At 67.6% G+C, this 12,154-nt stretch carries 13 protein-coding genes; 11 read left to right on the top strand and 2 right to left on the bottom strand.

The features are described from left to right. Positions 1 to 45: 45 nt before the first annotated feature. From ASE35_RS19930 to ASE35_RS19900, 7 genes are all read left to right on the top strand, one after another. Positions 46 to 480, top strand: a complete 435-nt coding sequence (locus ASE35_RS19930; protein ID WP_056177167.1) for a hotdog fold thioesterase — start codon at positions 46 to 48, stop codon at positions 478 to 480. Positions 481 to 547: 67 nt separating this feature from the next. Further along, a complete protein-coding gene (locus ASE35_RS19925) occupies positions 548 to 1,354 on the top strand; it encodes a lysophospholipid acyltransferase family protein (RefSeq protein ID WP_056177165.1) in 807 nt (268 codons plus the stop codon). Between the two features lie 77 nt (positions 1,355 to 1,431). Continuing rightward, positions 1,432 to 2,421, top strand: coding sequence for an alpha/beta fold hydrolase (locus tag ASE35_RS19920; protein ID WP_056179725.1), 990 nt, complete (start codon positions 1,432 to 1,434; stop codon positions 2,419 to 2,421). Positions 2,422 to 2,705: 284 nt separating this feature from the next. After that, positions 2,706 to 4,778: a tetratricopeptide repeat protein gene (locus ASE35_RS19915; RefSeq protein WP_057161555.1), complete on the top strand. Its 2,073-nt coding sequence runs from the start codon at positions 2,706 to 2,708 to the stop codon at positions 4,776 to 4,778. A gap of 109 nt (positions 4,779 to 4,887) precedes the next feature. Then, complete coding sequence (locus tag ASE35_RS19910) at positions 4,888 to 5,409, top strand: exonuclease domain-containing protein (RefSeq protein WP_056177160.1); 522 nt, start codon at positions 4,888 to 4,890, stop codon at positions 5,407 to 5,409. A gap of 64 nt (positions 5,410 to 5,473) precedes the next feature. Continuing rightward, a complete protein-coding gene (locus ASE35_RS19905) occupies positions 5,474 to 6,097 on the top strand; it encodes a YbhB/YbcL family Raf kinase inhibitor-like protein (protein WP_057164897.1) in 624 nt (207 codons plus the stop codon). Positions 6,098 to 6,187: 90 nt separating this feature from the next. Further along, positions 6,188 to 6,781, top strand: a complete 594-nt coding sequence (locus tag ASE35_RS19900; protein ID WP_057164896.1) for an RDD family protein — start codon at positions 6,188 to 6,190, stop codon at positions 6,779 to 6,781. Between the two features lie 53 nt (positions 6,782 to 6,834). Here ASE35_RS19900 and ASE35_RS19895 read toward each other — a convergent pair whose 3' ends face one another. Further along, positions 6,835 to 7,647: an META and DUF4377 domain-containing protein gene (locus tag ASE35_RS19895; protein WP_082607381.1), complete on the bottom strand. Its 813-nt coding sequence runs from the start codon at positions 7,645 to 7,647 to the stop codon at positions 6,835 to 6,837. Between the two features lie 114 nt (positions 7,648 to 7,761). After that, on the bottom strand, positions 7,762 to 8,568 hold the full coding sequence (locus ASE35_RS19890; RefSeq protein WP_057164895.1) for an undecaprenyl-diphosphate phosphatase: 807 nt from the start codon (positions 8,566 to 8,568) through the stop codon (positions 7,762 to 7,764). A gap of 286 nt (positions 8,569 to 8,854) precedes the next feature. Here ASE35_RS19890 and glnA point away from each other — a divergent pair, with 286 nt between their 5' ends. The 4 genes from glnA to ASE35_RS19870 all read left to right on the top strand — a co-directional run bounded on the left by glnA (position 8,855) and on the right by ASE35_RS19870 (position 12,140). Next, complete coding sequence (gene glnA / locus ASE35_RS19885; protein WP_057164894.1) at positions 8,855 to 10,264, top strand: type I glutamate--ammonia ligase; 1,410 nt, start codon at positions 8,855 to 8,857, stop codon at positions 10,262 to 10,264. A 64-nt stretch (positions 10,265 to 10,328) separates the two neighbouring features. After that, positions 10,329 to 10,784 carry a GNAT family N-acetyltransferase gene (locus tag ASE35_RS19880; RefSeq protein ID WP_057164893.1) on the top strand — a complete coding sequence of 152 codons (456 nt, stop codon included), beginning with the start codon at positions 10,329 to 10,331 and terminating at the stop codon, positions 10,782 to 10,784. A gap of 203 nt (positions 10,785 to 10,987) precedes the next feature. After that, entirely contained in the window at positions 10,988 to 11,773 is a 786-nt protein-coding gene (locus tag ASE35_RS19875; RefSeq protein WP_082576399.1) for a TorF family putative porin, read from the top strand. Between the two features lie 28 nt (positions 11,774 to 11,801). Beyond that, entirely contained in the window at positions 11,802 to 12,140 is a 339-nt protein-coding gene (locus tag ASE35_RS19870; RefSeq protein WP_056177145.1) for a P-II family nitrogen regulator, read from the top strand. Positions 12,141 to 12,154 lie beyond the last annotated feature (14 nt).

Below are 12,154 nucleotides of genomic sequence, written 5' to 3'. Positions count from 1 at the left end.
CTGCGTTCTTTTTTTCCCGGGCCGCGCCTGGGCTATCGTGGCGGCATGAAAGCCAGCGACCGCCCCGTCTTCCGCAAGCCCAGCACCCTGGAACAGCTCAACGCCAGCTCGCGCAACACCGCGATGGAGCCCTTGGGCATCGTCTTCACCGAGATCGGCCCCGACTACCTGCGCGCGACCATGCCGGTCGACGCCCGCACCCACCAGCCCTACGGCCTGCTTCACGGCGGCGCCTCGGTGCTGCTGGCCGAAACCCTGGGCAGCTCGGCCGGGATGATGGCGGTGGGCGAAGGGCAGGGCGTGGTCGGGATTGAGATCAACGCCAACCACCTGCGCGGCGTGCGCGAAGGCACGGTCACCGGCACCGCGCGGCCGCTGCATCTGGGCGGGCGCACCCAGGTCTGGGAGATCCGGATCGAGGACGAGGCCGCGCGCCTGGTCTGCGTCTCGCGCCTGACGGTGGCGGTAATCGCGATCTGAACCGGCGTCTGCCGCGATCGGCGCGCCGCGCTCGCCACGCCCTCGGCGCTTCGGTATCGTGCACACAATGAATGCGCCGTCTCCCCACGCCGGCGCGGCCGCGCGCTCCGGCGCGTCGTCCGCGCGCGCGCTGCGTTACCTGATCCGTGTGCCGCTGTTGTCGTGGCACCTGCTGATCGACCTGCCGCTGGTATTGCTGCTGATCTCGCCCCTGACCGCCGGCATCCGGGTCGGCGACGAGCGCCTGGAACATCGCGCGATCCGGGCCTGGTCGGCCGGGCTGATGCGCATCTTCGGCTTCCGCCTGCGCCGGGTCGGCACGCCGTTGCCGGGGGCGGCGATGTTCGTGGCCAACCACGTCAGCTGGATCGACATCGAGGCCCTGCACAGCCAGCGCATGATGGGCTTCGTCGCCAAGCGCGAGATCTCCAGCTGGCCGGTGGTGGGTTGGCTGGCCGCGCGCGGCGAGACCATCTTCCATCACCGCGGCAGCACCGAGTCGCTGGGCGGCGTGCTGCACGAAATGCTGGCGCGCCTGCGCGCGGGCCGTTCGGTCGGCGTGTTCCCCGAAGGCGGTACCCGCGGCGGCGGCGAGATCGGTCCCTTCCATGCACGCATCTTCCTGGCCGCGGTCGAAGCCGGCGTGCCGGTGCAGCCGGTCGCGCTGTGCTACGGCGAGGGCGGCGACGCCCAGGCCGTGGTTGCGTTCCAGAACCGCGAAAGCTTCTTCGCCAACTTCGTGCGCCTGCTGGGCGAACCCTCGCGCAGCGCCGAAATCCATTTCCTGCAGCCGATCCTGCCCGGCGAGACCGACGGCCGCCGGCGCATCGCCGACTTGGCGCGCCAGCGCATCGTCGAGGCGATGGGGCGTTGAACGCCGGGGCCGGCGATCCCTACGATGGCGCTGCGCGCAGCCACCGCGCACGCCCACTCGATGCCACCTCCCCGATGCTGACCGCCGCCGACTACCGTCCGCCACGCTGGCTGCGAAACGCGCACCTGCAGTCGGTGCTCGGCTCCAGTCCGCTGCGCCGGCGCCGCGCCGAACGCCGCCTGGCCGAACTCGGCGCGACCACCACCGAACACCTGATCGACGGCGGCGACGGCGTGCGCCTGCACGGCCTGCACAGCGTCGTGCCCGGGATCGAACCGCGCGGACTGGTGCTGCTGCTGCACGGCTGGGAAGGCAGTGCCGACTCCAACTACATGCGCATGACCGCGGCGCAGTTGCTCGGCCGCGGCTTCGAGGTGTTCAGGCTCAATTTCCGCGATCACGGCAACACCCACCATCTCAACGAAGGCCTGTTCCACTCCAACCGCATCGGCGAAGTGCTGCACGCGGCCTGCGATGTCGCGCGCCGCTTCCCGTGCCGGCCGATGTCGGTGGCCGGCTACTCGCTGGGCGGTAACTTCGCCCTGCGCCTGGCCCTGCAGGCGCCCGAGGCCGGGCTGGCGCTGACCCACGCGGCCGCGGTGTGCCCGGTGCTGGATCCGGCCCGGACCATGGAATCGATGGAGCAGGGGCTGCCGATCTATCTGTGGTACTTCGAGCGCAAATGGCGCGACTCGCTGGCGCGCAAGCGCGAGCTGTTTCCGCAGTTCCACGACTTCGACGATCGCACCCTGGGCCTGCGCATGCGTCCGCTGACCCAGTGGATGGTCGAGCGCCACACCGATTACGGCACCCTGGACCGTTACTTCGACGGCTACTCGGTGGCCGCCGACCGGCTGTCGCGGCTGCAGGTGCCGGTAAGCATCCTGATGGCCGAGGACGACCCGGTGATCCCGGTCGAAGGCTTCCGCGCGCTCAAGCTGCCGGCGAACGCGAGCCTGGAGATCGCGCCCTGGGGCGGACACTGCGGTTTCCTCGAAAGCGCGCGCCTGGACGGGTTCGCGGAGCGTTGGATCGCCGATCGGCTGGAATCCGTCGCTTCGGCCTAGGCACTCCGCGACGGTCCCTGCTCTCGCTTGCGGGAGAAGGCGCCCGACGGACGGGTGAGAGCGGCGCACGAGATTGAAGCCCGCTGCCTGCGTCGACCCTCACAAACCCACGCCCCGGCCCGCCCGCGCCGCGGTGGGGCGTTCCGTGCAGCGCGCGCCTGCCGCTCGCAAGCGCCAGCCCTCGCCCCGCAAGCGGGAGAGAGGCCAACAGCGCCCATACGCCGCCGCCCGCCCGCCCCCGATCCTCCCGCTACAATGCGGGTTTGGCCTGAAGTCCCGAACCCATGTACGAGACCACCCTCGATGCCCTGCGCCGCGGCGCGGCGGCAGAGGCACTGTCCGCCGCCCAGGAACTGGTGGCGGCGCAGCCGCAAGACCCGCACGCTCACCGTTTGCACGCCGCCGCGCTGCGCGCCAGCGGCGATCGCGACGGCGCCATCGCCGCGATCGATCGCGCCCTGGCGATCGCGCCCGAGGACGCCAACCTGCATCTGGAGCGCGCCGGTCTGTTGCTGGACGGCCGTCAGCTCGATCAGGCCCAGGCCGCGCTCGCGCAGGCCATCGGCCTGGACCCGAATCAATTTCCCGCCTACATCGTGCAGTCGCAGCTGGCGATCTCGCGCGGCGACCTCGACGAAGCCGAACGCCTGATCCGCACCGCCGCGCGCATCGCGCCGGATCATCCGCAAGTCGCCGCCGTCGAAGGCACCCTGCTGTTGCGTCGCGGCGACGCCGACGCCGCCTTGGCCCTGCTCAGCGGCGCCGCCGAACGCGCGCCGGACGAACCCCAGCTGCGCCACGCGCTGGGCTTCGCCTATCTCGCCAAGGGCCACTACGCCTTCGCCGAGCAAGCCTTCCGCGGCATGATGGAGCGCTCGCCCGCGTCCACCAGTTCGCTGCGCGTGCTGCTGGTCGAGCTGATGCGCCTGCAGGGCCGCGCGGTCGAAGCCGCCGACGAACTCGCGACGCTGGTCGAGGCCGATCCCAGCCCCGGCCTGCAGCGCTGGTTGGGCGAGATCGAACTCGAAGCCGGCCGCGCCGACAGCGCGCTGCCGCGCCTGCGTAACGCGCTCGCCGCCGAGCCGCGCGACCGCCGCACCCTGTCGGCGCTGATCGAAGTCTGGCGCCGTCTCGGCGACGCCGACGACGCGCGCGCCACCCTGGAAGCGGCCCTGGCCACGCATCCGCAAACCGACGATCTGTGGCGTGCGCGTCTGCTGTTCGAACCCTTCGCGGGCGACGAAGCGCGCGTCGTGGTCGAGCGCTGGATGGCGGCGATGCCCGACTACATCCCGGCCATGGAAGCGCGCGCCACCATCCACGATCACGCCGGCGAGCGCGAACAGGCCGACGCCATCGCCCATCGCATCGTCGAGCTCAATCCGGGCGACACGCGTTCGGAGCTGCGCATCATCGACAGCCTGATGCAGAGCGATCCCGACGCCGCGGTCACGCGCGTGGAAAGCCTGCTCGCGCGCGCGCCGGACGAACAGGTCAAGCTGACCCTGCGTCACTTGCTCGCGCGCACGCTCGACAACGCCGGCCAGCCCGGCGCCGCCGCCGCGACCTGGGCCGAACTGCAGGCCGAAGCCGCGTCGCAGCGCCTGCCGCTGCCGCCGGTGACCACGCCGCGCACCAACTGGCCGGACCTGACCCCGCTGCCGGAAAACGCGCCCGGCGTGTTGCTGCTGTGGGGTCCGCCGGGTTCGCTGGTCGAACGCATCGCCTTGACCTTCGACCTCGCCCAGGGCCCGCTGCGCGCCGACCGTTTCGGTTCCAACCCGCCCAACGATCCGCTGCAGCGCTACGGCACCGCCGAAAGCTTGCTCAACGGCACGATGGACCCGGCCTACCTGGTCAATCTGTGGCGCGCGGCGCTGCCGACCCGCGGCATCAACGACGGCGCGATCTTCGACTGGCTGCTGTGGTGGGACAACGCGCTGCTGCTGGCGCTGCGCCCGCACCTGCCCGAAGCGGTGCTGATGATCGTGCTGCGCGATCCGCGCGACATGCTGCTGGACTGGCTGGCCTACGGCTCGCCGGCGCCGTTCAAGCTGGAGTCGCCGGAAGCCGGCGCGCGCTGGCTGGCGATGGTGCTCAACCAGGTCGCCGCGCTGCACGAACAGGACCTGTTCCCGCACCGTTTGGTCAAGCTGGACGCCATCTCGCAGGACCCGCAGGCCATGGCCGACGCGATCGCCCAGGCGCTGGACATCACCATCGCGCCGATGCCGCCCGAAGCCGTGGGCCCGCAGCGTTTCGCTCCCGGCCATTGGCGCGCCTTCGCCGAGCCGCTGGCCGAAGCCTTCGCGGCGCTGACGCCGGTGGCCAAGCGTCTGGGGTATCCGGAAGCCTGAGTTCTACAGCGTTCCAAGCGGACGCCTGAAACACGGACGCGGGATGCGCATGCATCCCGCGTCGGGTCGCCGGAGAGGGCTCCGGCGGCTGTAAGCAGAGGAGACGATATTGAGTTACATCATGGTAGACATCGAAGCCGACGGTCCCATCCCGGGCGACTACTCGATGATTTCGTTCGGCGCGGTCGTGGTCGAACCCGGTCTGGATCGCAGCTTCTACGCGACCTTGCGGCCGATCTCCGAACGCTGGATCCCCGAGGCTCTGGCCGTCAGCGGAAACAGCCGCGAAACCACCTTGACCTTCGACGAACCCGAAGCGGCGATGCGCGCGTTCCGGCAATGGCTGGATGGCAACGTCCAGGGCCGGCCGATGTTCGTCTCGGACAACAACGGCTTCGACTGGCAGTTCATCAACTGGTACTTCCATCATTTCCTGGGCGCCAACCCCTTCGGCCACAGCTCGACCAACCTGGGCTCGCTGTACAAGGGTTTGGTCGGCGACACCGCCAAGAACTTCAAGCACCTGCGCCGCACCCGTCACACGCATCACCCCGTCGACGACGCCAAAGGCAACGCAGAAGCCTTGCTCGCGATGAAGGCGGACATGGGACTGCGTATCGCTCTGGTGTAATTTGTCCCGTCAGTCGATGCCGCGACATGCAGGCATCGATCGCGAATCCTTCTCTGGAGGCGGTATGCGTATCCACAGCGACAGTTTCGAACGCGGTCAGCGTCTGGCCGCCGAATTCGCCGCCGGCCAGCCCACCGCCGACGGTTTCGGCTTCGCGCCCAATCGCAATCCGCACCTGGCCTGGACCGACGTGCCCGCGCAGACGCGTTCGTTCGCGCTGCTGTGCATCGACCCCGACGTGCCCACCGTGGCCGAGATGGTCGGCCGCGACGACGTGCAGATTCCGGTCGCGCAGCCGCGTGCCGACTTCTGCCATTGGGCGATGGTCGACCTGTCGCCGGAGCTGCGCGAGATCGTCGCCGGCAGTTGCAGCGACGGCGTGGTCGCGCACGGCAAGGCCGATCCGAACGGCCCGTCGGGCGCGCGCCAGGGTTTGAACGACTACACCGGCTGGTTCGCCGGCAACGCCGACATGGCCGGCGACTGGCGCGGCTACGACGGCCCGTTCCCGCCGCCCAACGACCTGCGCCTGCACCGCTATTTCTTCCGCGTGTTCGCGCTGGACGTCGAGCGCCTGGACCTGCCGCAGCGCTTCGGCGCCGCCGACGTGCTGCGCGCGATGCATGGGCATGTGCTGGCCGAGGCGGCGACGTATGGCACCTACAGCCTGAATCCCGCGCTCGCGTAACCGATCTGCGTTCGCGCAGGCACGAGGGCGCGTTCCTCTAGCCGCCCCGTATCGGAACTGTTAGTTTCCCCTCATTCCTGGGGGGGAACGATGGACGAGCACAATCCTTACAGCGCCTCGACGGCGGCGATCTCCGACGCGCCGCAACTGCTGGACATCGAGTCCACCACCAAGGTGCGGCGCTTCCTCAACTGGCTGATCGACAAGATCGTGTTTTACGTGATCTGGATCGGCATCGGCGTGGTCGCGGTTCTGATCGGCGGCGAGTCGGCCATGAAGTGGTTCGACGAGCTGCATTGGAGCATGGACTACGCGCTGACCTACGCCACGCTCGTCGTCTACTACACTTTCATGGAAGGTGCGTTCGGCTTCACCATCGGCAAACTGATTACCCAGACCCGCGTCGTCGACCAGTACGGTCGGCAGCCCACGTTCTGGCGCGCTTTTCTACGCAGCTTGGGTCGGCTGATTCCGTTCGATGCGTTCTCGTTATTGATGAGCGAGGATCACATCCGCCGGGGCTGGCACGATTCCCTGGCCAAGACTTACGTGATCGATCGTCCGCGCGACGGCATGCCGGCGGGCAAGCCGCGCCATTCGATCAGCGATCAATTCGCCGGTGGTGTTCTGCCGCAAGCGGCTCGCCCCAACGCCGTAACCACGACGGCCGAGATTTCGCCTTAGCCGATGGCGCGCACTCGCCCGCATAGGGGCGAGTGCGATCAAGGCGCGCGGACCTACTTCGAAACCAGCTCGCTCTCGACCACCATGTCCAGCACGTACGCCACCGACGAGGCGTCGGCCGGCGGGTTCTTGATGTCGTACTTCTTCACCCGCAGCACGTTGCGCACGCCCGGTTCGTGGGTGTAGCCCTCGATGTCCTGGTACAGCGGCTCCCAGGCGGCGTCGCTCTTGATCGCCACGCCGTTGGCTTCGTAGCGGCGCTCGCGCACCTGCAGGCACTGCATGTTCGGAATCAGCGGATGCGAGCACGGCGCGCGCTGCGGCGCGACCTCGAAGAACACCGTGGTGCCTTCGCCGCCGTAGCGGGTAGCCGGCGTCGGGCTGCCTTCGAAACGCAGCTGGTCGCCATTGGCGGCGGTCAACTGCAGGCTGGGCGCGTCGTTGCCGCCCTCGATCCGCGCCGGCAGCGCGCCGCGCAAGCGTTCGCCGATCGCGCGATCCAGCTCCATCAGGCGAGTGTCGGGGCAGGCCATTAAGGTCTGCTCCATGTCGCCGAAGCTCAGCGTCTTGGCGTCGCGCGTGTAGCTGCCGCCGAGGCGGTTGCAACCGCCGCTGATGCTGGCCCGGCCGCTGTTGAAGTCCAGTTGCAGGGGACGCTTCGGGTCCGGCGCAAGCGCGGCGATCGCCTTGCCGCTGCTGTCGTTCGCGCTGGTCAGGCGCCAGTGGTAGGCGTCCAGGCTGAGCGCCGCGCTGGCGGTGCTGGTGCCGGCCTCGCTGCCGGTGGCGGCGGCGTTGCCGCCGGGCGCGGTATCGGACGCGCAGGCGGCCAGGGCCAGGCTGAGCAGGGCGGGGGCGAGCATTTTCATGTTTCGGTCTTCCATTGCGATTAACGAGCCGATACCAACGCATCGGCGCGTTGCGCGGGGTTGCGCCTATTCATGATCGTTCAGCTCACGAAAAGGGCGGGTGAAATCCGCCCCTCAGCTGCCCGACGGCATCAACAGCAGCAGCGCCGCGCCCAGTGCGAAGCGGTAGTAGGCGAACACGGTGAAGCGGTGGCTCTGGATGTAGTGCAGCAGCCACTTCACCGCCACGAACGCGGTCACCGCCGAGGCCGCGAACGCGACCGCCAGCGCGGTCCAGTCCTCGTTGGCCGCCGCCGGCGTGCCGATCACGTCCAGCAGCTCGTAGGCGGTGGCCGCGAACATGGTCGGAATTCCGACCAGGAACGCGAATTCGGTCGCCGCCGCGCGGCTGGTGGTGCCCGCAAGCAAGGCCACGAAGATGGTCGCGCCCGAGCGCGAGGTGCCCGGGAACACGCCGGCGATCACCTGCGCCACGCCGACCAGGATCGCCACCGTCCAGGTGATGTTGGTGCGTTCGCCCAGCGTCTGCGCGCGCTTGGCCGCGTAGTGCTCGGCCAGCAGCATCCAGATGCCGCCCAGCACCAGCGCCCAGGCGATCGGCAGCACCTTGTCGGGCAACTCGAAGCCCAGTTTCTTGACCACGATGCCGAGCACCGCGGTCACGCCGAAGGCGACGATCAACTTGAGCAGGTAGTCGCGGTTCTCGCGCTGCATGAAACCGGTCGCCAGCTGCCACAGGCGCTGGCGATAGATCAGCACCACCGCCAGGATCGCGCCGGCCTGGATCGAGATGTTGAACAGGTCGGAGCGGTGCCCCAGCCAGTGCTGCGCGATCAGCAGGTGTCCGGTGCTGGAAATCGGCAGGAATTCGGTGATGCCTTCGATGATGCCGAGCAGCAGCGCGGCGAGCAGATCGGTCATTGGACGGCCGGGATTCGGGATTTGGGATAGGGGATTCGTAGAGCGGCGGGTGCAGCGGTAACGAGCAGCTCAAAGCGGTCGCACCAAATTGGCGCGAATACTTAGATTTACGCACCACAATAGGTCATTGCTGCGATGCGTCAGACTTTAATTCTATATAAATCAATTTCTTAAGAACAGTAGGGACTTGGCACGCTGCTTGCTTTAGCTAGTAAGCAGGCGGCTCCACGCCCTGAAGTTTTGCACGAATCCCCCTTCCCGAATCTCTAATCCCGGACCCTAATCCATGTCCCTCGAACACGTCGAAAAGCTCATCAAGGACCACAAGGTCGAATTCGTCGATCTGCGCTTCACCGACATGCGCGGCGTCCAGCATCACGTGACCTTCCCCAAGTCCATCGTCGAGCCGGCGCTGTTCGAGGACGGCAAGATGTTCGACGGCTCCTCGATCAGCGGCTGGAAGGGCATCAACGAGTCGGACATGATCCTGCTGCCCGATTCGACCACCGCCTTCCTGGATCCGTTCACCGCCGATCCGACCCTGGTGCTGACCTGCGACATCCTCGACCCGGCGACCATGCAGGCCTACTCGCGCGATCCGCGCGGCGTCGCCAAGCGCGCCGAGGCCTACCTCAAGTCCAGCGGCGTCGCCGATCAGGCTTTCTTCGGCCCGGAGCCCGAGTTCTTCATCTTCGACTCGGTGCGTTACGCCAATGAAATGGGCCACACCTTCTTCCACATCGATTCGGAAGAAGCGGCCTGGAACTCGGGCAAGGAATACGAAGGCGGCAACAGCGGCTACCGTCCGGGCGTGAAGGGCGGTTACTTCCCCGTCGCTCCGCTGGATTCGCTGCACGACATCCGCGCCGAGATGTGCAAGACCCTGGAGCAGGTCGGCATCGAAGTCGAAGTGCACCACCACGAAGTCGCCAACGCCGGCCAGTGCGAGATCGGCACCAAGTTCAACTCGCTGGTCGCCAAGGCCGACGAGCTGCTGACGATGAAGTACATCATCAAGAACGTCGCCCACCGCAACGGCAAGACCGCGACCTTCATGCCCAAGCCGATCGTCGGCGACAACGGCAGCGGCATGCACGTGCACCAGTCCTTCGCCAAGGGCGGCGTCAATCTGTTCAGCGGCGACGGCTACGGCGGCCTGTCGCAGCTGGCGCTGTGGTACATCGGCGGCGTGTTCAAGCATGCGCGCGCGATCAACGCCTTCACCAACTCCGGCACCAACAGCTACAAGCGCCTGGTGCCGGGCTTCGAAGCGCCGGTGATGCTGGCCTACTCGGCCCGCAACCGTTCGGCCAGCTGCCGCATTCCGTACGTGGCCAACCCGAAGGCGCGCCGCATCGAAATGCGCTTCCCCGATCCGATCCAGTCGGGCTACCTGACCTTCGCCGCGCTGATGATGGCCGGCCTGGACGGCATCAAGAACCAGATCGACCCGGGCGCGCCCAGCGACAAGGACCTGTACGACCTGCCGCCGGAAGAGGAGAAGGGCATTCCGACCGTCTGCCATTCGCTCGACCAGGCCCTGGAAGCGCTGGACAAGGACCGCGACTTCCTCAAGGCCGGCGGCGTGTTCACCGACGACTTCATCGACAGCTACATCTCGCTGAAGATGCAGGAAGTGACCAAGTTCCGCGCTGCGACCCATCCGTTGGAATACCAGATGTACTACGCCGTCTAACGCGCGCCAGGGGCGGCGGCCCGCGCCGCCGTCCCGCGTTGCCGCACCGCAGTCAGGAGCACCGATGCAGATCCGCGCAGGCGAACTGGACCATCCCGAGGTGATCGCGCTGCTGCGCGAACACCTGCAGGGCATGGCCCAACTGTCGCCGCCGGAGAGCATCCACGCGCTGGACCTGGACGGACTGCGGCGGCCGGAGATCAGTTTCTGGAGCGCCTGGCAGGACGGGCAACTGCTCGGCTGCGGCGCGCTCAAGCAGCTCGATGCCGGGCACGGCGAGATCAAATCGATGCGCACGGTTTCGCGGCATTTGCGCAAGTGCGTGGCGGCCGCGATGCTGGATCATCTGATCGACGAGGCAGGGCGGCGCGCCTATCGGCGGCTGAGCCTGGAGACGGGTTCGATGGACGGCTTCGAGCCGGCGCGCAGGCTCTATGCGCGCTACGGCTTCGAACCCTGCGGACCCTTCGCGGACTACGTCGACGACCCCAACAGCGTCTTCATGAGCAAGCACCTGTAGACGCACCCGACGGCCCGTGGCGAAAGCTACGGGCCGTTCGCTTTTCCAGTCCACCACCACAACCAGGAGGTCTCAACGACGGGCTCGCCCCGCCGCAAGGCGACTGCGTCCCAAAAAAAGCCCGGGCAACGACGAAACGCCCGCGCCGCAACAGCACGAAGCACTGACCGGGGAGGGGCCACCGCTTATGAGGAGCCTGCGTCATGTCGTCTCGTACCAACGCCTGCACCACCGCGACCGCGCACGCCGCGCTCGCTCTGTCCGTGTTCGCCGCTTGCCTGGGCGCACCGGCACTCGCGCACGCCGGTACCTCGGGTTCGGTGAGCTTGACCAGCGATTACATCTTTAGGGGAGTGTCGCAGACCAACCAGGAGCCGGCCCTGCAGGGCGGCATCGAATACGCCGCCGACAGCGGCTTCTACGTCGGCGCCTGGGGCAGCAACGTCAGTTGGCTGTCCGACACCGTCGTCGTCGGCGACGACATCTCCAGCAGCCTGGAGCTGGACGCCTACGCCGGTTACCGCGGCAAGGCCGGCGACATCTTCGCCTACGACATCGGCGCCTTGTACTACTGGTATCCGGGCGACTACCCGGGCGGCTTCAACAGCCCGAACACCGCCGAGTTCTATGTGGGCGCCACCGTCACGCCGGTGGAGACCGTCGCCCTGGGATTGAAGTACTCCCACGCCCTCACCGATCTGTTCGGCTACGCCGATTCGGACGGCAGCGGCTATCTGGACGCCTCGGTCAACTGGACCTTCCAGCCCGGCTGGACCTTGAACCTGCACGGCGGCAAGCAGTGGATCAAGAACAACGATGCCTACGAATACACCGACTGGAAAGTCGGCGTGACCAAGGCCTTCGACCACGGGTTCTCGATCGCCGCCGCCTACACCGACACGGATGCGGAGCAGGCGCTCTACACCAACGCGCACGGCAACGACATCGCCGGCGACGCGTTCACCCTCACCCTCACCAAGGCGTTCTGATGCGCCAACGCACCTACGGAGCTGCGAGATGAAACTGATCACCGCCATCATCCGGCCGTTCAAGCTCGACGAAGTGCGCGAGGCGCTGACCGAGGTCGGCGTTTCCGGCATCACCGTCACCGAGGTCAAGGGCTTCGGACGGCAAAAGGGACACACCGAGCTGTACCGCGGCGCCGAGTACGTCGTCGATTTCCTGCCCAAGCTGAAGATCGAATGCGCGGTCCCCGAGGGCCTGCTCGAGGCCGCGCTGGAAGCGATCCAGAACGCCGCGCGCACCGGCAAGGTCGGCGACGGAAAGATCCTTGTGCTGCCGGTAGAGAGCGCGGTGCGCATCCGCACCGGCGAACTCGACGACGACGCCCTCTGACCCTGACGCGAGAT

This window comes from Lysobacter sp. Root916, assembly GCF_001429785.1.
Lineage (GTDB): Bacteria > Pseudomonadota > Gammaproteobacteria > Xanthomonadales > Xanthomonadaceae > Lysobacter.
The sequence above is the reverse complement of the archived record's forward strand: the minus strand, read 5'-3'. Positions and strand labels throughout refer to the sequence as shown.